The organism is Gemmatimonas sp., from assembly GCF_021298855.1.
Lineage (GTDB): Bacteria > Gemmatimonadota > Gemmatimonadetes > Gemmatimonadales > Gemmatimonadaceae > Gemmatimonas.
On sequence record NZ_JAJTHI010000011.1, the window covers coordinates 39,348 to 61,933 of the forward strand.

At 66.7% G+C, this 22,586-nt stretch carries 21 protein-coding genes; 4 read left to right on the forward strand and 17 right to left on the reverse strand.

Translation table 11 applies throughout. From position 1 onward, the window contains the following. Positions 1-54: 54 nt before the first annotated feature. The 7 genes from LW840_RS05565 to LW840_RS05595 all read right to left on the reverse strand — a co-directional run bounded on the left by LW840_RS05565 (position 55) and on the right by LW840_RS05595 (position 3,778). A complete protein-coding gene (locus LW840_RS05565; protein WP_291262499.1) occupies positions 55-432 on the reverse strand; it encodes a cupin domain-containing protein in 378 nt (125 codons plus the stop codon). Between the two features lie 44 nt (positions 433-476). Further along, positions 477-1,034 carry a F0F1 ATP synthase subunit delta gene (locus LW840_RS05570; RefSeq protein WP_291269807.1) on the reverse strand — a complete coding sequence of 186 codons (558 nt, stop codon included), beginning with the start codon at positions 1,032-1,034 and terminating at the stop codon, positions 477-479. Beyond that, positions 1,034-1,633 carry a F0F1 ATP synthase subunit B gene (atpF, locus tag LW840_RS05575; RefSeq protein ID WP_291262497.1) on the reverse strand — a complete coding sequence of 200 codons (600 nt, stop codon included), beginning with the start codon at positions 1,631-1,633 and terminating at the stop codon, positions 1,034-1,036. Before atpF ends, LW840_RS05570 begins: the two co-directional genes overlap by 1 nt. Positions 1,634-1,698: 65 nt before the next feature. Then, on the reverse strand, positions 1,699-1,968 hold the full coding sequence (atpE, locus tag LW840_RS05580; protein ID WP_291269806.1) for an ATP synthase F0 subunit C: 270 nt from the start codon (positions 1,966-1,968) through the stop codon (positions 1,699-1,701). Between the two features lie 203 nt (positions 1,969-2,171). Next, positions 2,172-3,146 (reverse strand): F0F1 ATP synthase subunit A, encoded by a 975-nt coding sequence (gene atpB / locus LW840_RS05585; RefSeq protein WP_291267787.1) that lies wholly within the window; start codon positions 3,144-3,146, stop codon positions 2,172-2,174. Positions 3,147-3,164: 18 nt separating this feature from the next. Beyond that, positions 3,165-3,521: a hypothetical protein gene (locus tag LW840_RS05590; RefSeq protein ID WP_291276573.1), complete on the reverse strand. Its 357-nt coding sequence runs from the start codon at positions 3,519-3,521 to the stop codon at positions 3,165-3,167. A 35-nt stretch (positions 3,522-3,556) separates the two neighbouring features. Continuing rightward, positions 3,557-3,778 (reverse strand): AtpZ/AtpI family protein, encoded by a 222-nt coding sequence (locus tag LW840_RS05595; RefSeq protein WP_291276574.1) that lies wholly within the window; start codon positions 3,776-3,778, stop codon positions 3,557-3,559. A gap of 326 nt (positions 3,779-4,104) precedes the next feature. On the opposite strand from LW840_RS05595, the gene LW840_RS05600 reads away from it, so the two are divergent. The 3 genes from LW840_RS05600 (at position 4,105) to LW840_RS05610 (ending at position 9,228) form a co-directional block, all read left to right on the forward strand. After that, entirely contained in the window at positions 4,105-4,554 is a 450-nt protein-coding gene (locus LW840_RS05600; RefSeq protein ID WP_291262802.1) for a BsuPI-related putative proteinase inhibitor, read from the forward strand. A gap of 115 nt (positions 4,555-4,669) precedes the next feature. Next, the gene (locus LW840_RS05605) at positions 4,670-5,668 is read left to right on the forward strand and encodes a MoxR family ATPase (RefSeq protein WP_291269803.1); all 999 of its coding nucleotides are present in this window, start codon (positions 4,670-4,672) and stop codon (positions 5,666-5,668) included. 302 nt (positions 5,669-5,970) lie between these two features. Then, the gene (locus LW840_RS05610; protein ID WP_291276575.1) at positions 5,971-9,228 is read left to right on the forward strand and encodes an AAA family ATPase; all 3,258 of its coding nucleotides are present in this window, start codon (positions 5,971-5,973) and stop codon (positions 9,226-9,228) included. On the opposite strand, the gene LW840_RS05615 is transcribed toward LW840_RS05610, so the two are convergent. The 6 genes from LW840_RS05615 to argF form a co-directional block, all read right to left on the reverse strand. Continuing rightward, positions 9,225-10,556 (reverse strand): HD-GYP domain-containing protein, encoded by a 1,332-nt coding sequence (locus LW840_RS05615; RefSeq protein ID WP_291267791.1) that lies wholly within the window; start codon positions 10,554-10,556, stop codon positions 9,225-9,227. The genes LW840_RS05610 and LW840_RS05615 overlap by 4 nt on opposite strands. A 301-nt stretch (positions 10,557-10,857) precedes the next feature. Continuing rightward, complete coding sequence (locus tag LW840_RS05620) at positions 10,858-11,778, reverse strand: hypothetical protein (RefSeq protein WP_291269802.1); 921 nt, start codon at positions 11,776-11,778, stop codon at positions 10,858-10,860. Positions 11,779-11,938: 160 nt separating this feature from the next. Then, positions 11,939-13,600, reverse strand: a complete 1,662-nt coding sequence (locus LW840_RS05625; RefSeq protein ID WP_291276576.1) for a sigma-54 dependent transcriptional regulator — start codon at positions 13,598-13,600, stop codon at positions 11,939-11,941. Further along, positions 13,597-14,709 carry a glycine cleavage system aminomethyltransferase GcvT gene (gcvT, locus tag LW840_RS05630; protein WP_291276577.1) on the reverse strand — a complete coding sequence of 371 codons (1,113 nt, stop codon included), beginning with the start codon at positions 14,707-14,709 and terminating at the stop codon, positions 13,597-13,599. Before gcvT ends, LW840_RS05625 begins: the two co-directional genes overlap by 4 nt. Before the next feature lie 103 nt (positions 14,710-14,812). Continuing rightward, positions 14,813-15,277 carry a thioredoxin-dependent thiol peroxidase gene (gene bcp, locus LW840_RS05635; protein WP_291276578.1) on the reverse strand — a complete coding sequence of 155 codons (465 nt, stop codon included), beginning with the start codon at positions 15,275-15,277 and terminating at the stop codon, positions 14,813-14,815. Between the two features lie 17 nt (positions 15,278-15,294). Beyond that, positions 15,295-16,233: an ornithine carbamoyltransferase gene (argF, locus tag LW840_RS05640; RefSeq protein ID WP_291262746.1), complete on the reverse strand. Its 939-nt coding sequence runs from the start codon at positions 16,231-16,233 to the stop codon at positions 15,295-15,297. 229 nt (positions 16,234-16,462) lie between these two features. Here argF and LW840_RS05645 point away from each other — a divergent pair, with 229 nt between their 5' ends. Then, a complete protein-coding gene (locus LW840_RS05645; protein ID WP_291276579.1) occupies positions 16,463-18,547 on the forward strand; it encodes a CocE/NonD family hydrolase in 2,085 nt (694 codons plus the stop codon). A gap of 41 nt (positions 18,548-18,588) precedes the next feature. On the opposite strand, the gene LW840_RS05650 is transcribed toward LW840_RS05645, so the two are convergent. The 4 genes from LW840_RS05650 to LW840_RS05665 form a co-directional block, all read right to left on the reverse strand. Continuing rightward, positions 18,589-19,005, reverse strand: a complete 417-nt coding sequence (locus LW840_RS05650; protein ID WP_291268033.1) for a hypothetical protein — start codon at positions 19,003-19,005, stop codon at positions 18,589-18,591. Then, positions 19,002-19,439, reverse strand: coding sequence for a GNAT family N-acetyltransferase (locus tag LW840_RS05655; protein ID WP_343213672.1), 438 nt, complete (start codon positions 19,437-19,439; stop codon positions 19,002-19,004). The genes LW840_RS05650 and LW840_RS05655 overlap by 4 nt, the downstream gene beginning before the upstream one ends. A 185-nt stretch (positions 19,440-19,624) precedes the next feature. Next, positions 19,625-22,279, reverse strand: coding sequence for a protein kinase (locus LW840_RS05660; protein ID WP_291276580.1), 2,655 nt, complete (start codon positions 22,277-22,279; stop codon positions 19,625-19,627). Beyond that, positions 22,276-22,586 (reverse strand): hypothetical protein (locus LW840_RS05665; protein ID WP_291276581.1); only part of this gene is annotated, 311 nt, incomplete at its 5' end. The genes LW840_RS05660 and LW840_RS05665, both read right to left, overlap by 4 nt.

Here is a 22,586-nt window from a genome sequence, read left to right on the forward strand (position 1 = left end):
ATCGACTTTGCACGCCTTGGCGCCCCGCGTTCGGGGCCCCCAGCGGTTTGCGCCTCAGGGGGCGCTGGTACCTTCCCGGCCGTAGCGATCCTTGATGCGCACCACGTCGTCGAGCTCGGGCGTACTGGCCTCGAGCACGTCACAATCGGTGACCGCTTCCATGTAGTGGATGGTGCCCGGCGTGATGTGAAACGACTGTCCGGCCACGAGGGCCTGATCCTGCAGCTCCGGCTCGCCCGGACGCTGCACCCAGTACTTCATCTCGCCCTGCAGCAGGTAGACGGTTTCGTCCTTGCGCTCATGGTACTGCACGGAGAGCGCGTGGCCTGCCTTGATGTGGAGGATCTTGCCGACGTAGCGGTCGGTATGAGCCCAGATCGTTTCGTGCCCCCACGGTTTCGGCACGTGACGGACATCGACATAACCACTCATCAGCGTTTCCGGGGGCGGCGATAATGGAGGCTGCCGAGCGCCGCTCAGCGGCGCCCGGTACCCATGCGTGCGCGCAGCGTGGCCAGCCTGCGGCTCACCGAGCCGTCCATGACGGTGTCGCCCATGCGAACGACCACACCACCGAGAATGGTGGGATCGACGGTCACGTGGGGAACCACCGTGCGCCCGACCACCTTCGAGAGCCGCTGACCGATCATGGCCGTTTCGTCGTCACCGGCCGGGCGCGCGAGCGTGACCCTGGCGTGCACGATGCCCTGGGACGCATCGAGCAGCGTGTCGTACTCATCGGCAATGACGGGCACGAGCATCTGCCGCCGGTTGCGTACGAGTTGCTGCAGGAAGCGGAGGAAATGCCGGGGCACCCGATCGCCGAGGGCCTTGCTGAGCAGCGCCGACTTGGCGTCGGCGGCAATGCGCGGGGACTCGAGGAAGCGCGACAGGGTGATGTCGGTGGTCATGGCCGTGGCGACCTGCCGCAGCATGATGCCCCACCCCGCCGGATCCTCGGCCGTGCGCGCCAGCGTCAGCAGCGCCTCGGCGTAGTTGCGGGCAACCGACTCGCCCTGTACGCCGGCGGGCATCAGCGGGCCGCCTGCTGATCGAGCGAGGCCAGGAAGCTCTCGACGATCTTGCGGTTGCCGGCGGAGTCGAGGTTCTGCTCGATGACGCGCGAGGCGCCGGCGATGGCGAGATCCACGGCTTCCTTGCGCAGGTCGGCGATGGCCGCCGCCTTTTCGCCCTCGATGGTGCGACGGGCCTGCTCGATCATCTCTTCCTGCTGCTGCTTCGTCTGGGCGAGCAGGTCGGCACGCATCTTCTCGGCGGTGGCCCGGCTGTCGGCGATGATCTGCTGCGCCTCGCTGCGGGCGGCCTCGAGCTGCGCGCGCTGCTGGGCCAGCGCGTCTTCCGTGGCGGCACGGTCACGCTTCGCGCCCTCGATCGCGTCTTCGAGTGCCTTTTCGCGCGCCTCGACGGCGGCGAAGAGCGGCTTGAAGGCGAACTTGGACAACACGAACAGCAACAGCACGAAGATGATGAGCGTCCACGCCATCACGCCCACGTTCGGATCGAGCAGATTCGGCGGGCCGCCCTCGGCGGACTCGGACGCCAGCGCCGGCGTGGCGGAGATCATCAGGGCGGCGGCAAGTGCACCGACGCGGCGGGCAGAAAGAGCGAACATGGAAGAGTCCACGAAGAGAGAGAGTGCGGCGGGGCGCCCGGGAGGACGCCCCGCACGCGGACACATCAGAACGTGATCTTGCCCTGAATCAGGAAGCCCACGACGACGCCGAACAGCGCGGCGCCTTCGACGAGGGCGGCCAGGATGAGGGCGGCCGTCTGGATCTTGCCAGCGGCTTCGGGCTGACGCGCCATGCCTTCCACGGCCGACCCACCGATGCGGCCGATGCCCATGCCGGCACCGATGACCGCGCCGCCGGCGGCGATGCCGGCGCCGATCATCGCGAGACCCTTCGGATCCTGCACCACCGGAGCGGCGGCCTGGAGGAAACCCATGATTTCCATCGTATGACTCCAAGAAGAAAGTCTGTGGTTGCTGCGCTCCCGACGGACACTCAGGTCCGCGTTTTCCGCCAACGAACCCGGAGGCTCAGCGGAGTTCACCGGTCGCTCGACCGGCTACACGATCCTCGGCCCGGGAGTAGGGCGTGGGACGTTGGAGAAACTCAATGCGACAAACGCGGAACTCGCCGCCGCGGTTAGTGGTGCGCTTCGCGAATCTGCCCGATGAAGACCGAGGCGAGCAGCGTGAAGATGAAGGCCTGCAGGAACGCGACGAAGAGTTCGAGCATGCTGATGGCAGTGGCCATGAGCACCGGGACCGGTGCCAGCGCCCAGCTCTTGAACGTGAAGATGATGCCGATGAGGGCAAGCAACACGATATGGCCGGCCGTCATGTTGGCGAACAGACGGATCGTCAGGGCGAACGGCTTGGACAGCTTGCCCACGATTTCGACCGGCGTCATGACGAAGAACATGAGGACGCGCATGACGAGCGGCAGATCCTTGTTCCAGTAGAAGATCGTGTTGAGGTATCCGAGTCCATTGGCGCGGACACCGGCCACTTCCACGACGACGGCGGTGATGATGGCGAGCATCGCCGTCACCGCGATGTTGCCGGTCGCCGTTGCCCCCCACGGCAGCATGCCGAGCAGGTTGCAGACGAGGATGAAGAAGAAGAGCGTGAGGGCGAAGGGCACGAAGCCGTCGCCATGGTGCCCCACGTTCGGCAGCACCACCTCATTGCGGAGATAGAGCGCCATGGCTTCGATCGCGCCGGCAAAGCCGCTGGAGCGGCCCTTGGTGGCGTGCTGCTTCCGCGAGGTGTTGCCCGCCACGATGAGCAGGAGCGAGACGATGACCGCCGCCAGCAGCATGAAGACCACGTGCTTGGTGGGCGAGAGATCGATGGCCATGCCGCCAATGTGGATCGGCTCCCACTGCGGCAGCTCGACTTCCGCCGCGAGATGCGAATTGAGTGCGGGAATCTCGAGATGGCGACTGTCGGTGATGTGCGGCGTGATGAAATCCACCGGCTTCTCACCCGCCGGGGCGGCGGAATGCGCGGCGGCCTCGGCGCCATGCTCCTGCGCGCCCGCCACGAGCGGCGCCGCCGCGACGGTTGCCGCAGCGAGCGTGAAGACACGAATGACACGCGACAACGAACGGAGCATGTGCTGCATCCGGAGAGTTCAGTTCAGGAAGAGCGGCTCGACCAGGGTCGAGACGAAGTAGAACACCACGAGGGAGATGAGCGCCGGCCCCGACACGAGCCCCAGCGCCTTGATGCCGAGAAACGCCCAGAAGAGGAGCGAGGCAAAGCGCAGCAGCACGCCCAGCCCCCACCCTGCAATGACCTGCTCGCGCGCCACCAGCCGCGCGACGACGAACGTGAAACTCTGTACGGCGAACGCCAGCCACGCGCTCGCCCGCACCGCACTGGCCGCCGCCGCATCGGTCCAGATGAGCCGCTGCATCACCAGCATGGCGACGACGATGATCGTGCCCTGTGCGGCCGTGAACCCGAGCAGTGCCCGGCCCATCCTCATGGGTACAGCGGCGGCCGGCGGCATGGCGTGTTGCGTCATGTTGTCGGCGAGTCGTTGTCCCGTGAGTCCGAGCGTTTCGGCGCGGTAAGTCGCCGATAGCTCAAATAGAAGCTGCCACCTCCTCCCAGCAGCACACCGCCCAGCAGAAAGAGTGGCGTACTGTCGAACCGGCGATCGAGCCACCCGCCGATCCAGACGAAGAGCAGGATGGCGCCAAAGAACTGCGTGCCCAACCCCGCCAACGCCCAGGGCGACACGTCGCCGTCCGCTGGCCTGGATTCACGCGTTGGCTTTTCGGGGCTGTCTGCCATTCGCCGGCGGAACCTAGACGCTTGTGAAATTTTTCGCAAGCGAACCTTTTGACCGAAACCGCACGAACACCGAATATCGGAAGACCGCTCCGAAGGCCAATACCCACCGTCACTTAGCGGGTCACCGGGGTGTCAATTCACTCTTGACAGTCTGAAGGGTAGTTAATAACGTGGCGCAGTATCGAAATGTGATGCTCAATCGTCCAACCGTATGCAGGATCTACGGATTGGCATTGTGGCATCGCTCCCCCGACATTTCGCCCCGTTCCCTGATGCTTTCACGCATCACCGTTCCACTGCTGGCTGCTGCCGGACTCGTCTTTGCGTGCGGTCCCCGCACCCCGAGCCCGCTGGCCAGCGCGCGTCCCAAGGCCGGCGCCGACCAGGGAGTGATCTCCCACGTCATGGTGGATACGGCCAACGGGACGGTTCGCTTCGCGATCGAAGTGGCGAACGAGTCGCCCAAGCGGGTGGAGCTCACTTTCCCCGACGGGCGCACGCACGACTTTGCGGTGCTCGACAGCACGGGACGCGAAGTGTGGCGCTGGAGCGAAGGGCGCCTGTTCACGCAGGGGATGCAGAACCGGCTGCTCGACGCCCGCGACCGCACGGTGTACGACGAACGGTGGCGGGCGCCGGGGTCCGGGCGCTACACCCTGGTGGCGCAGCTGCACAGCGAGAACTATCCGGTACGACAGCAGGTGGAATTCGCCCTGCGCTGAACGGCGTGCCGCACATCCGCGGCCGCGCGGCTAGATTCCCGGTCACCACAACGGACGCCCCGCGGCGTCCGTTACTGTTTGCGACAGTGGCCACGCGACCCTCCACCCCACCCCCGTGACCTCGACCTCCGAGACCGCCGCGCCGGACAGCCAGGATCTGCAGTTACTCGACCGGCTCGCCCAGGCGCGCCGGCAGCTGACGGCACAGATCGCTCAACGGATCGTTGGCCAGTCGCACGTGGTGGATGACCTCGTGACCGCCTTGCTCGCCGGCGGTCACGCGGTGCTTGTGGGCGTGCCCGGGCTCGCCAAGACGCTGCTGGTGCAAACGGTGGCGCAGGCGCTCGACCTCAGCTTCTCGCGCGTGCAGTTCACCCCCGATCTCATGCCGAGTGACATCACCGGCACCGAGCTGATGGAGGAGGAGCCGGGCACGGGGAAGCGGGCGTTCCGTTTTGCGCCCGGTCCGGTGTTCGGCAATATGGTGCTGGCCGACGAAATCAATCGTGCCCCGCCAAAGACGCAGGCTGCGCTGCTGCAGGCCATGCAGGAGCGTACCGTTACGGTGGCGGGGCGCACCTATGAGCTGCCGCGCCCCTTCTTCGTGCTCGCCACGCAGAACCCGGTGGAGCAGGAAGGCACGTATCCGCTGCCGGAAGCGCAGCTCGACCGCTTCATGTTCGAGCTGAACATCGGCTATCCGACGCGCGAGGAAGAGGAGCAGATCGTGCGCGCCACCACGGGCGATAGCCAGGGCACGATCACACCGGTGCTGGGCGGCGAGGAACTGCTGCGGCTGCAGCGTCTCGTGCGGCGGCTGCCGGCGCCGCCAAGCCTGGTGAGCTATGCGGTGGCGCTCGTGCGCAGCACGCGCCCCGATGCGCCGGAGGCCACAGCGAAGGTGAAGAAGTACGTGAGTTGGGGAGCGGGGCCGCGTGCCTCACAGTACCTGGTGCTGGGTGCCAAGGCGCGTGCCGCGATGGACGGCCGCGCGATGCCCGACATTGCTGATGTGAAGAGCGTGGCCAGGAGTGTGCTGCGGCACCGCTTGGTGGTGAATTTCCAGGCCGAGGCCGATGGCATTCCCACCGAGTCGCTCATCGAACTGCCGTAAGGAGCGGCACCGCCGCGCGGTATCCGCCGCGCGGTATCCGCCGCGCGGTCGGCATGACATGGTACGGGCGACTGTTACGCGGGCGGCACTCCTGGCGAGTGCCGCCCGTCGTGTCTTGGCGGATCGCGCTTCACGGCTGGCACGCGCGCCTCGCGCTCGCGTTCTGACACGTCATTGGCGATGAGGCCGGGGCTGCCCACGCGACCATTCCAGATGACGCAGCGCTGACAGCACCGCTCGAAGTTGCGGCTCGTCCCACCGTGCTGCATCCTGTCTCTGTCGTCGGCCGCCGAGCCGGAACCATGCCACTGTCTTCCACCCTGCCGGACCTGACGGACATCGCGAGCGCCGTGCCCGATACCGACGAGGACGCCCTGCACGCCGTTTCCATTCAGCTGCAGACCTTGGGAGCGTCGCGTGTGCTGCTGGGTGAGCAGGTGCTGGGGATGCACAACGCCCTGCTGTTCCTGCTGGTGTTGCGCATGGCGTACACCCCCGGCATGGCGGTGGCGCGCGACACGCTGGTGCAGGAGTTCTGGCCCGATCAGGAGGAGTCACGCCAGCGCGGGAACTTGCGGCAGGCGTTGTACAAGCTGCGCACGATGGGGGTGCGCACGGCGCTGCGTGGGGATGTGGTGCACCTCGACCCCACGCAAGTCCGGCGGAACTTCGCGCTGGCGCCAAGCGCCGACCACTTCGATCGCGATATCACGCGCGGCACGGAACCGTATGGCAGCTTTCTGCCCGGTGTAACGCCACCGACGGCGCTGCTGCAGGAGTGGCTCGACGTGACGCGCGAGACGCTGCACGGAGCGATGCGTCGGGTACTGGTGGACGTCCTGCGTCAGCGCCGGGAGCGCGCCGACTGGAAGGGGACGCAGATGGTGGCGGCGTGGCTGCTGCAGCTGGATCCGCTCAACGAGGACGCGACGCTGGCGCTGGCGGAGTGTGCGGCGCTGTCGGGGTCGAAGGCGGAAGCCGTGGCCATCCTGGACCGGTATCTGCAGGAGCTGGGCCCGGCCGCCGGCGATATTCGCCTGCCGGCGACCCTGCTGCGGCGGCGCTTCGTGGAGGCGCCCACGCGTCGGCGCGCGGTGGCGCTGGTGACGGACAAGCATTTCCATGGCCGTGACGTGGAGTTGAGCGAACACACGATGTCGCTGCGCCGCGCGCGCTGGCACGACGGCAGCGCCGTGCTGCTGCATGGTCCGCCGGGCATGGGCAAGACTCGGCTGATGCTGGAGCTCCTCAAGGTGGCCCAGGTGGAGGGGTACCGTGAGGTGGTGATGGAGTGTCGGGAGAGCATTACGACGCGTCCGTTGGGGGCGCTGATCGAAGCGCTGCCCGACCTGTTGAGTGCCCCCGGGGCCGCCGGTTGTGCGCCGGAGAGCCTCACGGTGCTGCGCAAGCTGCTGGGGCCCAACCCCATGGCCGTGGGAACGGAGGAGGCGGCGGAGGCGGCGGAGGCCGACCCCGTGTCACACGACGCGCTGTCGGTGACGGAGCGGGTGGAGCTGGCGATTCGCACCATGCGGGCGCAGTCGATTCGTCACGCGGTCGTGGATCTCTTTGCGGCGGTGTCGGAGGAGCGTCCGATCTTCCTGCTGGCCGAGGATGTGAACTGGCTGGATGACGCGTCGTGGGAGGTGCTGGCGGACGTGATCCAGCGCGTGAACGAGATGCGGGTATACATCGTGCTGACCTCGCGTTTCGCGACGATTCGCGAAGAGCGACCGGCGCGCCTGCCGACGCCGCTCACCTACCGTCGCCTGCTGCCGTTGACGGAAGACGCGCTCGTGTCGCTGGTGCGCGGCGCGGCGGACGAGCATGGCGTGTCGGTGCCGGAGGATGTGGAGCGGTGGATCATCCGCGGGTGCGAGGGGAATCCGTTGATGTTTCGAGCGTTGCTTGAACACTGGGCCGCCACCGGGAACGCAGATGGGATCCCCCCCTCGCTGAATGCGCTTATCGATCAACGCATCGACCGGTTACATGCACACGCTCAACAAGCACTCAACGCGATCAGTCTACTCGGTGCGTTTGCTTCCCTTGAGCGCATTAGGGTAGTGCTTGAGTACCCCGTTCACGAACTAGTTCTTTCGCTAGATCAGCTAGAGCTATCCGGCTGTCTGTCAACGAGTAACGCTGGCCTTGTCGTAACCCACAGTCTCGTCAAGCAGGCAGCACTCCGTCGAATGTCCCCTCTAATCGAGGCCGCACTACGAGCATCAATTGGCGAGAAATTGGAGGCAGAGTACCTGCGTACTGGCGATTCCGTGACATTACATGAGGCGCTGATGCATGTGGAGTTCAGCGGAAGACCGGAAGTACTCCACCAGTTTATCTCCAAATACGACGAGTCTCTCATCGAAGGAGGTCGGCCTATTGGCGTAAAGCGCGCGATAAACACCCTCCTCTTTACAACACCGCGCCTGTTCGATGATCGACGCTTTGTGATTCTGCAGCGACGTCTAGACACTCAAGCAGGAGCATACCGCAGCGCAGTAAGCAGCTATCTCGGGACGATTGAGATGCCTACAGATATTCGTAAGCACAGCGTTCCTGATATCGAAGAACTAATCGCTATTGCGGCCTCCGCACTTCGTGCAGACCCATCGATCGATCGGGAGGAACTGGCTAGGTTTTCCAGCGACGTTGCGAATCAAGCGCGTCTGCCTCTAGCGACCCGCATACGAGCAGCAGAGGTTGGCCTAACCATCACCGCAAACACCTGCGACAGCAACACCGCAGCGATCTGCTATTCTGCGCTTCAATCGGAGTTACAAGGAAGCGAATACCCGGACGCTTCTTTGCGCCTTAGGATTTTGTATCACGCCATCTTCGGTGAACTATCTACCGCAGTAGCCGTTGCGCGAGAGATTGTCGATCGTTGCGAACGCAGGCCGTCCTCCACTACGGTTGCAGAAGACCTCAGCAGAGCTGCGTTCGCCTTCAGACTCTGTGGAGACTGGGAAAAGGCGACTTCGCTCTTCTCGAAGCACTTCGAGATGGCAGAGCAACTTGGCGCTCGGCGTCTAGGACTGTATTCCGCGTGGCAAATCGCTCAGATCGAGCTAGAGCGAGGCGATCGGTCTCGCGTTCTGTTCTGGAACAAGAAGCTTGCCGAGATCGTCGCGGAGGAGAACGACCCGATTTCCACGTGCTTCGTCATTGGTCACTTCTGCCGATGCGCAATCGACGAGAAAGATCAATCATCAGCGCGCCGCTACCTCGAAATCGCCAAAGCTGGTCAGCCGAAGCTTCCTGCGGTGAAAGCCTCTGCCTACGTGATTGCACTTGAACTAGGGTGCGAGCTCTTGAAAAAAGACTGGGAACCCAACGATGCGCTCTTGGAAGTAGCAATCCAGCGTCATCGGCGGACCTGCCGATTCGCTACTTCTGACTTTCTTACGGCGGTTCTCGCGGAAGCCATGCACCGACGTGGGTACAAGCTACACGCCGCCGAAATGATCGATGACTATACGAAGAACGCGCGACGAGAACGGGGTCCTCTATCGCGCGCACTGACTCTGATTGCGAATAAGCTTGCCTCTTCCTAGGCTACGGCAGGCGTTCGGACCTTCTTTCGAATCGACTCCATCATTTGCGTTAGGGAGAGAATCTTTCCGGAATCCGAATAGTCAAAGAGGCGGTTGAAATCAGGCGACTGAAGCAGCGCGTCACAGATATCCGGATCAAATTGTGTCCCCCGAAACTTTGCCAGCTCTGCACGCACCTCAGTCTCACCCAATGCCTTTCTGTACGGGCGGTCGGTTGTCATGGCATCGATGGTGTCGGCGAACATGATGATCCGCGAGGCCAAAGGTATTTCCCGTCCTTTCAGCCGGTCAGGGTACCCCGTTCCGTCCCAGTTCTCATGATGGTGACGAACTGCGGGTACGATGTCCTGTAGCTCGGAGATCTTCGCAACCAGTTCTGCGCTCTTTACAGGGTGCAGCTCCATGATGGCACGCTCCTCCGGGGTGAGCCTTCCAGGCTTCATCAAGATCGGAGCGAAGACTTCATGGATCTTTCCGACGTCATGGAGCAGCGCAGCTTTAGAGACCTTTTCGATCTCTTTGGCTGGAAGACCGATCACCTCGGCGATGATCCGGGAGAATCGTCGAACTCGCTGTGAGTGACCGGAGGTGTACGGATCCCTAAATTCAACGGTCTGCACGAACAGTTCGAGCAATTCCTTATTTGTGGTCTCTAACTGGTGCTTGGACTGGTAGGTGAGCCGGAGTCCGATGATCAAGGCACAGAGAGTTAACACTCCCCAACCGCCCCAATCCACGTAAGCGCGCGCAAATCCGTAAACGACGAACACTGCGACAACGTCGTAAAGCACCCCCGCGACGTTGCCTTCGTACCAAAGCCTGATGATGCTCTTGCCTTCCGCAAGTCCGACGGCTGCTGCGACAGCGAGGGTGTTCAGCAGCAGGAAGGCAACGACCGCAACGACGTGAGGTAGGGCACGGAACGTTGGATCAACCTGTAGTGCCTTCCCACCCAGAGCGCCATAGACGGCAATAGATACGCAACCTGCAAAGACAATCTGTCCAACGTTGAACGCTCGCTTGAGCGCCATCTTTGGCCGGAAGAACTCAGCAATGAGCCAACCGGCTCCGACCATGGCGACCGTGGCCCAAGACGGGTAGAGCACGAACGCGGTCAGGAATGGAATAAACGAAACCGCACCGAAAGTACTGCCACGTACTCGATAACTGAGCGCACTGCCGAGTATTGAAACCGCAGTCAACCAAGCGGAGCCTACGAGCAGCTTGAGCTCGACACTTGGTTGGTACCAATACAAGCCGACAAGCGCTGCCGCAGCAGCGGCAACGATCGCATAAACGTACGCGACTACGCTTGTCTTCATGGACATGGTTTTAGAGACGCCCCGTCAACCTTCTCAACTCAGGTCAACCCCAAATCTTGAGGTCAGCGTGCAGCATCGACCAAAGTGCATTCACGAGCTGGGCCATGAATTCCATCGAACGTCACCTCCCTTCGGGTCAGTCACGTGTGCCCCGCTCGGGACCCCACGTGCTCGATCTAGGTTGGCTCCGCTCCTACTGCTTGGCCTGCCCGCTCAGCTCCGCTCTAGACGGCTGACGGGGACGTTTGGGATGTCGTCGTGTCGATGACGAATAAGGGTGATGTGTATGGACGCGTGCGTCCGCGCTCTACCGATCGAGGTGCACCCACCGGTTGGTCGCGTCGAGTACGCTCAACACCGCACTCGTTTCCGCGCTCTCCCGGATCTCGCAGCTACCCGTGAGACAGACCGGCTCGCGACCGATACGCGCCGATACGCTCACGAACACGAACTCACGATCGAAGGCCTCGATGAGCTTGGCGCCCTCCAGCGACAGGCTCCGCTCGCCCCCCACCGTGGACTTCATGGCTGTACCGATGGCCAGCAACGTCGCCCGCGCCGCCAACTCGATGCGCGATCGCTCCGATTCCTGCCCCTCGGCCTCACCGAAATACTCCTGCCCGTCTCGCGACAACGTCACGCGGCACAGTACCCCGCGCGAACGCGAACGCCGCACCTCGACATCCTCGAAAATCAGCAGCCGACGGCCAGCCGACAGGTCGGGAGCCGTCGCCACCCCTAGGGACGATCGAGCGCGCCCAAAGGTACCAGACGTGAACTCGGCGGGGACGACATCCGGCGTCGCCGCCGGTGCACCCGCGGCAGCCGACCCGCCGGAGGGGGTGCCTCCAGCTACGAACGGCATGGGCGCGGACGGGGTGCCCGCCGCCGGCGCCCCGCCGGCGATGGCACTCAATCCCGCAACCGCCGAGGACTCAGGCGCCGTGTCCATGGCCCGCGGCGCATCGAGCGTGGTCGCCACCGAAACCTTCCGGTGGTTCACCCGCAACCCCAGCTGCGCCATCAGCGCGCTCTCGATGTTGCGCACCGTGTTCTTGGGCGGAACCTGGTCGGTGGTGAGCACGTGGATCTCCTCCACGGCCCCCGACTCGCCCGGCACAATTCGCACCGAAATGACCCCCGGCAGGGTCGCAATGAGCTCCTCGGCGCGACGGAGCGGCAGCACACTGCCGGCGATGGCACCGGGGGCCGCCGACGGGGTGCTCATGCCGATGTTGACGGGAATGGACAGATCAGGCTCCGGTGCAAGGGCAGACCGGTAGGAAGGGTCCGGCTTTCAATGGGGCCAATATGTGGCCAGGATCGGTTTCCGGCAAGGTTCAAGCGCGTCCAACGTCTTGTCCCGCATGAAGGTAACCCGCCCCACCTCAAGCTTCATCTTCGGGGAGGAACCCCTCGAGACCCTCCTCCCCCTCATACTCGCGCAATTTCCGGTACAGGGTGCGCTCGCCAATCCCCAGCAGATCCGCCGCCTTGCGGCGATTTCCGCCCGTGTCCCGCAGCGCCGCCTTGATGGCGACCCGCTCGATTTCCGCCATCGTCATCCCCGGACCCAGCGTGATGACCGTCGCCGGGGGCGTTTCGTCACGCGGTTCAATGCCGCGCACGAGGCCGTAACCGTGGCCTGGCATGATCTCCGTGAGCCCGGCCATTGGTACTGCCGGATGTGCCTCCTGCACCCACCCGGCAGGCGCCACCGGCCGCTGCTCCAGATCGATGCGACGACGCAGCTCTTCGACCTGCAGCTTGAGCTCCACCAGCGACCGCACGATGAACTCGAGCTCGCGCCCCTGCGCCCGCTCACTGCCCTGCACCAGCGGACCAACCGGCACGGGCAGCAGGCGACGCCCGCCACGCTCCCGAATGGCGCGCGGAATGTCATCGGCGCCGATTTCGCGCCCGTGCGCCAGCACCACCATGCTCTCCACCAGGTTGCGCAGCTCCCGCACATTGCCGGGCCACGGATACTCCACGAGCAGTTCGAGCGCCTCGCCCGAAATGCCATGGAACTCGCGATCGTGCAGCGCGCTGAACTCGGTCACGAACGTGCGCACCAGCAACGGAATGTCCTCCCGCCGCTCGCGCAGCGGCGGCAGGTACACACTCAGCACGTTCAGGCGGTAGAACAGGTCGGCGCGGAAGCCGCCGTCCTCCACGTGCTCCCGCAACGGTCGGTTGGTGGCGGCCACCACCCGCACGTCCACCGGAATGCTCTGGCCGCTGCCCACCCGTGTGACTTCGCGCTCCTCGAGCACGCGCAACAGCTTCACCTGGGTGGCCGAGGGGATCTCGCCGATCTCGTCGAGAAACAGGGTGCCCGTATCGGCCAGTTCGAAGCGCCCCAGCCGTCGCTCGGCGGCACCGGTAAACGCGCCCTTCTCGTGGCCGAAGAGTTCGCTCTCCAGCAGCGTCTCGGGCAACGCGCCCACGTTCACGGCAATGAACGGTTTGCCGCGCCGAGGACTGAGCCGGTGCACCGCACGCGCCACGAGCTCCTTGCCCGTGCCGCTTTCCCCTTCGATGAGCACCGTGCTGGTGACCGGCGCAATCTGCTCGATCTTCACCAGCACTTCGCGAATGGCCGCCGATTCGCCCACCAGCCCCGTCTCGCTGGCGAGACGCAGCCGCTCGAGACGGCGGCGAATGCTGTCCACCACGTCGTCGAGCGGGACCGGCTTGGGCCACGTTTCGGCGTAGCCGATGTCACGCAGCCGCTCCAGCAGCTGCGGGTCGCTCACGTCGGTGAAGCCGATCACCGCCACGTTGTCCCAGAGCAGTTGCCGCACCAGTGCCACGGTGGCCGTATCCAGCAGCGCGCCGGTGAGCACCAGCACGGCGGGGCGTACCCGGCGCAGGTCGCCGCGCACGTCGTCCATGGGGGAGATGGTGACCGTGGCCATACCCAGCGCTTCGAGCGCGGCGTTGAGCCGTACCGCCGGCTCCACGTCGGTCATGAGAATGGCGACCACCGGCGCGCTGCCGTCGTCACCGCCGGCGCGCCGCCCCGTGGGGCGTGCGCGTGTGCTCACGCCTTCCCCGGGCGCTTGTAGAACGGGAGCGTCACCACGCGAGCGGGAATCATCTTGCCACGAATCTCCACGTCGAAGGTGGTGCCCTCCACCGCCGCGGCGGTGGGGAGGTAGCAGGTACCGACCGGAATGCCGAGGGTGGGGCTCATGGTGCCGCTGCACACCTCGCCCACCCGCACGCCGCCGTAGTACACGCCGTAGCCGTGACGCGGAATGGCGCGCTCGTCGAAGGTGAAGCCCACCAGCTTGCGGTCGGTGCCGTCCTGATGCTGGCGCACGAGCACGTCCTTGCCAAGGAACGGCTCGCTCTTGGCGAGTTTGACGAGCCAGTTGAGCCCCGCATCCAGCGGCGTGGTGTGGTCGTCGAGTTCGTTGCCGTAGAGCGCCATGCCCGCTTCCAGCCGCAGCGAGTCGCGGCAGCCGAGTCCTGCGGGGGTCACCGCGCCGGCCGCCATGATGGCGCTCCACACGTGCGCCGCCTGCGCCTGGTCGACGTACAGCTCGAAGCCCAGTTCGCCCGTGTAGCCGGTGCGCGAAATGATGGCCGGCACGCCCGCGATCTGGCCTTCGGTGAACCAGTAGTACTTGATGCCGTCCAACGGCACACTGGCCAGCGACGCCACGATGGCCGGCGCCTGCGGCCCCTGCACCGCCAGCAGCGCGGTGTCGTCGCTGATGTCGGTGAGCGTGCAGTCGAAGCCCGCCAAATGCGCGCGCAGATGCGCCAGATCCTTGTCGCGATTGCTGGCGTTGATGACCAGCATGAGATGGTCGGCAAAGCGGTACACGAGCAGGTCATCGACAATGGTGCCGTTGGCGCGCAGCAGCGTGCTGTACTGCACCTGCCCCACGGCCAGCGCGGCCACATCGTTGCTGGTGACGCTGTTCACGAAGCGGATGGCGTCGGGCCCCTTCACGAGCACCTCGCCCATGTGCGACACGTCGAACATGCCGCAGGCTTCGCGCACGGCCTTGTGTTCCACGGTGATGCCGGTGGGGTACTGCACCGGCATTTCGTAGCCGGCGAAGGGCACGATCTTGGCGCCGAGGGCAACGTGAATATCGTGGAGCGGCGTGCGCTTGAGCGCGCCGGAATCGATGGCAGTCATGGGCAGGAAAGAAGCGGGGTGCGGCCGTGATTGGCCGCACCCCGGAAAGATGCCCGCTCTGGCAGTCGCGTGCCAGCCATTGCGGCAGCCCTCGTGCCGCGGATCAGCCGATGACGGCCATGACCGCTTCGGCGTGGCCGGCGGGCTTCACCTTCTCGAACACGTGGGCAATGACGCCCTCGGGGTTGATGACGAAGGTGGTGCGCTCGACGCCCATGTATGTGCGTCCGTACATGCTCTTTTCCTTCCAGATGCCATAGGCCTGCAGCGCGACCTTGTCCTCGTCGGCGAGCAGTGTGAAGGGCAGTTCGTACTTGGCCTTGAACTTCTGGTGGCTCTTGACGGAATCGGGGCTGATGCCGAGCACGACGGCCTGGTGCTTGCCCTTCCTGAATTTCGGGAAGAGATCGCGAAACTCGCACGCCTCGGTGGTACAGCCGGAGGTGTCGTCCTTGGGGTAGGCATACAGTACCACCCACTGGCCGCGCAGCGAGGAGAGCGTGAGCGGCTCACCGGAGTCGGTGGGGAGGGTGAAGTCGGGGGCGGGCTGACCGGCAGCGCTGGGCATAGGGAAGGGACGAAGGTTCAGAGGGGAACGTGGCCCATGAGCGCGGCCATGATGGCCTTCTGGATGTGCAGACGATTTTCGGCCTCGTCCCACACCACGCTCTGGGGGCCGTCGATCACGTCGGCGGTCACTTCCTCGCCGCGGTGCGCCGGCAAACAGTGCAGGAAGATCGCGTGACTCCGGGCGCGGGCCATGAGGTCACCGTCCACCTGATACAGGGCGAACGCCAGCGCCCGCTTGGCCTGTTCCTCCTCCTGCCCCATGGAGGCCCACACATCGGTGGTCACGACATCGGCGTTGGCGACCGCCTCGCGCGGGTCGCGCAGCAGCTGCACGTTGGCCCCCTGCGACGCGGCGTGGGCCAGGAACTGCTCGTCGGGGTCATACCCCGCGGGGCAGGCGAGGCGCAGGGCAAAGCCCAGGTGCGCGGCGGCCTCGATCCAGGAGTTGGCCATGTTGTTGCCGTCGCCGATCCAGGCGACCGTCTTGCCGCGGATGTCGCCGAGATGCTGCTGCACCGTGAGCACGTCGGCGAGGATCTGGCAGGGGTGCGACAGGTCGGTGAGGCCGTTGATGACCGGAATGTCGGCGTACTGCGCCAGCTCGATGACATCCTGATGCGCGAAGGTGCGGATCATGATGCCGTGCACGTAGCGGGAGAGCACGCGAGCCGTGTCGCCAATGGGTTCGCCGCGGCCGATCTGCACGTCGCGCGGCGACAGGAAGTGCGCGGTGCCGCCCAGTTGAATGGCGCCCACCTCGAACGACATGCGCGTGCGGGTGGATGACTTCATGAACAGCATGGCCAACGCCTTGCCGGCGAGCGGCTTGTCGGCGTAGGCGCCCACACGCATGCGTTCAGCGAGGGCGAGCAGCGCGAAGGTGTCCGCCGGGGAGAAGTCGGCGATGTTGAGGAAGTCGCGGTGCGGGCGGTCGGCCCCGGACGGTACGTGCATGGATATGCGGCCCAGGCTGGGACGGCCACTGCTGGCGGGCGCCCCGGTGGGAAAAAACAGACGGCGCGACTGAAGGCCGCGCCGGGTGAACCGGGAAATTATGCGTTCGTGAAAGCCAGGGGAACGGGGGCGATGGACCGCCCGGCGCCCGCGCCGGCGCGGTAGCTTTGAGCCATCGGCCGCGGCCCTGCGTCTGCCCCCGCTGATCCCCCTCGGTGCCCACCTGACCATGCTCCGTCTCGCTCCGCTGGAGCCGTGCCTGCGCATCGCCGCAGGCGTCACGGCCGTGCTTGCCCAACTACTGTCGTGGGCGCCCCCTGCTGCCGCCCAGTCGGCCCCGGTGCCGCTCCCCCCTGCGCCCGCGACCCACGAGGTCACCATCGACCATGAGGTGCTTATCCCCATGCGCGACGGGACACGGCTGGGGGCCACCATCGTTCGCCCCCGCGCGCCGGGGCGCTACCCGGTCGTGGTGCGCTACGAGCCGTACGGGCGCACCGTCATGACCTACTTCGCCGAGCGCGGCTACGTGACGGTGCTGGCGGAGGGGCGCGGCACCGGCAGTTCCGGCGGCATCATGGCCGACTACTTCGATGCGATCTCGTTTCGCGACGGCTACGATGTGGTGGAATGGGCGGCCGCGCAGCCATGGTCCACTGGCAAGGTGGGGCTCTGGGGGATCTCCTACGGCGCCATCAACGCCACGCGCATTGCCGCCCTGCGGCCGCCGCATCTCGCCGCCGTCGCCGTCAACAGTTCGTACGCCAACTTCTTCGGCGATCATTTCTTCCCGGGGGGCGTGCGCTCCAACCATCCGTACGTCTGGCACGGCGGCGGGAACATGTTGTCCACGATGCTGCGCGGCCCGGTCTATCCCGGTGCGGACGGCCAGCCGGTGCTCGACCTCGAACGGTGGCGCCAGCGGATCCGCGACAACAAGTGGGAGGGGTATTACACGCCGCAGTGGACGCACGACCAGTACGATGCCTACTGGGAGGAGAAGGACCTGCGGAGCAAGTACGCCACCTACGAGGTCCCCACGCTGCAGGTGGGCAACTACTTCGATCACGCCCGCAATCATGACGAGGCGTACCTCACCTACCAGGTCCTCAAGGCCAAGGGGATTCCGCAGCAGCTCATCGTGGGCCCGTGGACCCACGGCGGGGGCGGTCCCGCCCACACCATCGATTTTCCGCGCACCGCGCTCATGTGGTTCGACCAGTTCCTGCGCGGGATCGACACCGGCATCACCCGCGAGCCGCCGGTCACGCTGTTCGTGATGCGGCAGAACATGTGGCGCACCGAGGACACCTGGCCCATCGCGCGGACGGTGCCCACCACGTTCCAGTTGGGCGGCGACGGGACCCTCGCCACGGCACCGCCGCGGGACACCTCCTCACGGCGCTTCGTCTATCGCCCCTGGGTGGGGAGCGCCGCGGGCCCCTACGGCACCTGGTTCAACGCGCAGTACGACGAGTACCTCGTGCTCCCCGACCAGCGGGCGGACGAGGGGGAGTCGCTGACCTTCACCACCGATCCGCTGAGCGCCGACGTGGAATCCACGGGGATGCCCGAGATCAGCTTCCTGGCCACGTCCACGGCCACGAACACCGACTTTTCGATCAAGCTCAGCGACGTGTTCCCCGACGGACGCTCGGCGCTGGTGACGCGCGGATGGATCAACTCCGCGCACCGCGAGTCCAATGTGAATCCGCGCACCCCGGGCGAATGGCGCGTGGCCCCCACCAGCGCCATCACGCCAGGGGTGGCCGCCCGGTACCGGGTCACGCTGCAGAACGTGTCGTACCGGTTCCGGAAGGGGCACCGGCTGCGCGTGACCATCGCCTCCAGCGACTGGCCGTCCAACTGGCCCAACCCGCTCCCCGCCACCAACACCGTGCACGTGGCGCAGGGGGGCACCATTGGCGTGTCCACCTTCACGCTGCCTGTGGTTCCCGCGTCCCCGACCCCGCGTCCGGCGCCGCGCCTCGCGTTGCGAACATCGGACGCGCCGCGAGCGCCCTCCCCCAACGGCCCGCGGATCCAGATCGTGCATGATCTCTCGACCAGCACGGTGTCCTACCAGTCGGACCGCCGCAGCGAACGGGCGGTCCCGGGCGGGACGATGGAGCAGGTGGAAGTCTGGCGCGTGGACGTGACCAAAGCCCCGCCGTACCGGCAGGTGATCGACTACGCCAACACCCAGACGCTCAGGCGCCCCGGGTTCCCGGACCTGCGCGTCACGTGGCGTGTGCGTACCGATTCGGCCGGACCGAAGGCGACCGTGGAGTGGTTCGAGCGGCCGATCCCCTGAGGGCTGCTGCCGACCCCGGGCGGCATCTGGCCCATCGGAAGTCAGTCGGGAGACGCGGCGCCGGCCGTGATCGCGGCGTTCACCACCCACACCACCGCCAGCCCAACCAGCGTGGCAACGATGTCGCCGGGGTCGAAGAACAGCGCCCGACTGGACCGTTGCCCGAACTCCCAGAGCACGAGTCCCACCCCCGACAGGCCTGTGAGCCACGCCAGGGCGCGCCGCCGCGCCGCCGAGGTCGGGCGGCGTTCGTTCTCCCACCAGGCGAGCAGCACGAATGGAATGGCCACCGCAGCGGCCGCATTGGGGAGGACGCCCATCAGCTCCTGCACGATCGGCGGCCCACCCACGCGGTGCGCACGTGCCCAGTGCACCAGACTCAGCACGCCGAGGGCCCCGATTCCGGTGATCGCGTCTCGCGTGGCCACCGGCCACCGCCGACGTGCGGGGGTGGTCATGCGACCGCCGACGGCGCCGCCGCCCGATACACCGCGGGGTCGTGCCGCTCCATGAAGCGTGCCGGCGCGGCGAGGGGCGTGAACCCGAACCGTTCGTAGAGTCCGTGGGCATCGCGGGTGACGAGCAGCAGACGACGCAGCCCCTGCACCTCGGGGTGCCCGAGGAGCGCGGCCAGCAGCTGCCGCGACACCCCCTGCCCCCGATAGTCGGGGAGGACGTAGACGTCGGCGAGATAGGCGAAGGTGGCCCGGTCGGTGACGAGGCGGGCGAAGCCGACCTGCGCGCCGTGGTCGAAGGCGGCCACGCACAGCGAATGCGCGATGGCGCGGCGCAGCACGTCGAGCGGGATGTCCTGCGCCCAGTACGAAGTGCGCAAGAACCGATGGGCGGCCTCGACATCGATGCGCGCCGGATCGAAGGTGATGTCCAGCATGGGCCCGAGGGTGGCGGAGGGGAGGCGAGGGAACGTCGTCGAACGGAATCCCTCATGCGCCGCGTCACTCTCGCGACGTGCCTGGAGATCGGCCAACCCCTCGGCAACGAGTTCGGCGCCCGCGAGGTCAGGGCAGCGCGCGAGGAGCGACAGGTGACCCGCCGCGCGACGTACCGACGCCGCGCTCACCGCGCCGCCTGGCGCTGGCGGTACAGCGCTTCCAGCTCGTGCACCAGCACGATCCGGCTGATCTCGCCGGCTTCGACGAACACGAAGCGGCTGCCGTCGGGGGCCACGTCGAAGTTCGTGTGTGGGGTGGCAGGGGAGTAGCGATCGATCGGAAAGCGCGTGGTCGCCTCAGTGATGCGCAGCGCTGCCCCGGGCTCGACCCGCGCGATACCCATGCGCTCGCCGCGTCCGTCGATCATGCGGAAGTACAGCGTACGGCCGTCGCGCGACCAGAGTGGCTCGCTACCGCCATTGGGTGTGACGGTCACGGCGGGCCCGGCGCCATCGGCCGGGCGAACGTAGACGCGCGAGCGACCGCCGACATCGGACGCATAGGCCAACCAATGCCCGTCCGGGGAGATGGCGCCGGAGATCTCGTCCGAGGCGGCCTCGCCGTACAGGATGGAGGCGGGGCCGCGCCCCGCCGCGCCGATCCGCAGCACGTCCATGTTGCTGCGCCCGGCGGGGACGGCCGACACGAGAAGATCGCCGCTTTCCGGGTGCCAGCCGGTGGGCGCCCCGGCGAGGGGACCGGTGTACAGCGACTCGGGGCGCGCAGCGGCGTCGAGGGTGCCGCGACGCAGGCCCAGCGGCCCCGACTCGTCGGACAGGAACACGAAGCTCCGTCCGTCGGGGGCCCAGATGGCGTCGTGGCCGTTGCGGGCGGTGGTGACACGGGTAGGGACCCCGCTCGCCACGTCAATGGCCCACACGTTTCGACCGTCTTCGCCGGAGAGGTCGGCCAGCAGACGACGGCCGTCGGGGGAGAAGGTGGGCCGATGCCATTCGCCGGAGCGGGAGGTCACCGGCGTGGCGCCCCCCTCGGTGTCCACCAGCACCAGGCGGGTCAGGTCTCGGCCGCCATACACCACCAGCGGATACCGCCGCGCCGCTGCCAGCTGCGTGGAGCCGTTGCCGCCCACCTGAAAGACCCCGCGCGCCACGGTGACCGGCGCCCCGGTCACCGTACCGCGCTGCTCGTCGAACGGCACCAGCTGCACGTCGCCACCGGCCAGCTGTAGGGCGAGAAAGCCGGCGGTAATGCGCGCGGCCGCCACCTGCGCGTCGAGCACCGTGGTCATGGCCCCGCTGGCCAGGTCGAGCACTGCCAACGTTCCGGTCTTGGCCGAGTTGCCGCCGCGTACGACCAGCGCGCGGCGCCCGCCGGCCAGCACCGCCTGCACCCAGACGCCGGGGTCGGGGACCTTGACCAGCGTGGTGAGGGTGCGCGTGGCGGGGTCGAGCCGTTCGACGGTGAGGAAATCGCCGCGCGAGAGCACCAGGGTACCGTCGTCGGACCAGGCCACGAAGTTGAAGGTCCCGTCCACGAGGGGGCGCAGGTCGGCGGCGCCTCCCCGCAGCGGGATGACCACCAGCCGGCCGCTGGGATTGTTGGCCGCCAGCCACCGGCCATCGGGGGACGGAGTGGGCGCGGTCAGGTCTTCCGTACCGGGGATGAGGGTCGCGCTGTCTTCGTCGATGCGCTGGATGTAGAGGCGCGAGACGGGGTCGTCGTTCCCGGTGCGGGCGGTGTAGATCACCTCGCGCCCATCGTCGGTGATACCGAGGGCGCGGTCGCCGAGCGAACGGGCGAAGCTCAGGCGGGGTGGGACGAGCAAAGCCCCCTGCACCGGCACTCGGGTCCCGTCATCGCGGGGGCCGTGGCGCCCCATCCACCACGCGCCGGCGGCCAGCACGGCGGCGGCGGCGATACCCGCGACTGCCCGCCACCGGCGGCGAGCCCTCACCGGTGCGCGAACCGCTTCACCCCGCACGGTGTGGGCGTCGCCCAGCGCCCGCGCGAACTCGGCGCAGCTGGCAAACCGGTCGGCCGGGAGCTTCTCGAGCGCGCGGCCCACCGCCGCGGAGAGGGCGGGCGGCACCGATGCCCGCTGCTCATGCACCGGCCTGGGACGCTCGATCATGAGCCGCGCCATTACCGCCGCCACCGAGGGGCCGGTAAAGGGGGGCGCGCCGGCGAGCATCTCGTAGAGCACCGCCGCCAGCGCGTACTGGTCGCTGCGCCCATCCAGCGCCTTCTCGGCGCCAGCCTGCTCGGGGCTCATATAGGCGGGGGTGCCCAGCGACAGCCCCGTCTGCGTGATGCGCTGCCCACCGGCCTGTTGCACGGCCAGCGCGATGCCGAAGTCGGCCACCAGCGCATGGCCATCCTGCAGCAGGATGTTCTCGGGCTTGATGTCGCGGTGCACGATGCCGAGGGCATGCGCCGCCTGCAGCGCCTCGGCCACCTCGGTGGCCATGCGCACCGCGTCGGCAATCGGCAGCTGCGTTTCGCGCTCGAGCCGCGCGCGCAGCGTTTCGCCGCGCACGTAGGGCATGACGTAGTACAGCAGCCCGTCGGCCGCGCCGCTGTCGAGCAGCGGCAGGATGTGCGGGTGCTGCAGCTTGGCGGTGGTCTTGATTTCGCTCAGGAACCGCTCGGCGCCCAGCGCGGCGCCGAGGTCCGGGTGCAGCACCTTGATGGCCACATCGCGCTCGTGGCGCAGGTCGTGGGCGAGGAACACGGTGGCCATGCCGCCGGCGCCGAGCTCGCGCTCCACGCGGTAGCGGTCGGCAAGGGCGGCGGTGAGGCGGGCAAGCGCGGTCGTCACTGCTTCGATCCGTTCGACACTACGTGATCCCGCCAATTGAGATACAGGTCGAGCGTGGGGGGGGTGGGACGCAGGGCACCGTCGGTCATGATGACCACGAACTGCTGCCCGTCACGCCGCACATCGTAATTGACACCGGCGCGGAGGTTGTTGCTCAGCACGCGAACGGGGCGCCGGAAGAGCGTGCGTTCCGTGCCGATCTGCGGTGCTGCGGCAGCCAGCGTGACATCGACGGACATCAGGCGGGTCATCTTGCCGCCGGCATCGCGGCGCAGGAAAAACAGCTCCTTGCCATCCCCGCGCCACC

Bases quoted from the DNA above. Each gene is read 5' to 3' on its own strand.
- gcvT (WP_291276577.1), bottom strand. From the start codon at position 14,709: ATGACTGCCATCGATTCCGGCGCGCTCAAGCGCACGCCGCTCCACGAT.
- LW840_RS05655 (WP_343213672.1), bottom strand. From the start codon at position 19,439: ATGCTGGACATCACCTTCGATCCGGCGCGCATCGATGTCGAGGCCGCC.
- LW840_RS05570 (WP_291269807.1), bottom strand. From the start codon at position 1,034: ATGCCCGCCGGCGTACAGGGCGAGTCGGTTGCCCGCAACTACGCCGAG.
- LW840_RS05645 (WP_291276579.1), top strand. From the start codon at position 16,463: ATGCTCCGTCTCGCTCCGCTGGAGCCGTGCCTGCGCATCGCCGCAGGC.
- atpE (WP_291269806.1), bottom strand. From the start codon at position 1,968: ATGGGTTTCCTCCAGGCCGCCGCTCCGGTGGTGCAGGATCCGAAGGGT.
- LW840_RS05610 (WP_291276575.1), top strand. From the start codon at position 5,971: ATGCCACTGTCTTCCACCCTGCCGGACCTGACGGACATCGCGAGCGCC.
- bcp (WP_291276578.1), bottom strand. From the start codon at position 15,277: ATGCCCAGCGCTGCCGGTCAGCCCGCCCCCGACTTCACCCTCCCCACC.
- LW840_RS05600 (WP_291262802.1), top strand. From the start codon at position 4,105: ATGCTTTCACGCATCACCGTTCCACTGCTGGCTGCTGCCGGACTCGTC.
- LW840_RS05650 (WP_291268033.1), bottom strand. From the start codon at position 19,005: ATGACCACCCCCGCACGTCGGCGGTGGCCGGTGGCCACGCGAGACGCG.
- argF (WP_291262746.1), bottom strand. From the start codon at position 16,233: ATGCACGTACCGTCCGGGGCCGACCGCCCGCACCGCGACTTCCTCAAC.
- atpB (WP_291267787.1), bottom strand. From the start codon at position 3,146: ATGCTCCGTTCGTTGTCGCGTGTCATTCGTGTCTTCACGCTCGCTGCG.
- LW840_RS05590 (WP_291276573.1), bottom strand. From the start codon at position 3,521: ATGAGGATGGGCCGGGCACTGCTCGGGTTCACGGCCGCACAGGGCACG.
- LW840_RS05615 (WP_291267791.1), bottom strand. From the start codon at position 10,556: ATGTCCATGAAGACAAGCGTAGTCGCGTACGTTTATGCGATCGTTGCC.
- LW840_RS05620 (WP_291269802.1), bottom strand. From the start codon at position 11,778: ATGAGCACCCCGTCGGCGGCCCCCGGTGCCATCGCCGGCAGTGTGCTG.
- atpF (WP_291262497.1), bottom strand. From the start codon at position 1,633: ATGTTCGCTCTTTCTGCCCGCCGCGTCGGTGCACTTGCCGCCGCCCTG.
- LW840_RS05565 (WP_291262499.1), bottom strand. From the start codon at position 432: ATGAGTGGTTATGTCGATGTCCGTCACGTGCCGAAACCGTGGGGGCAC.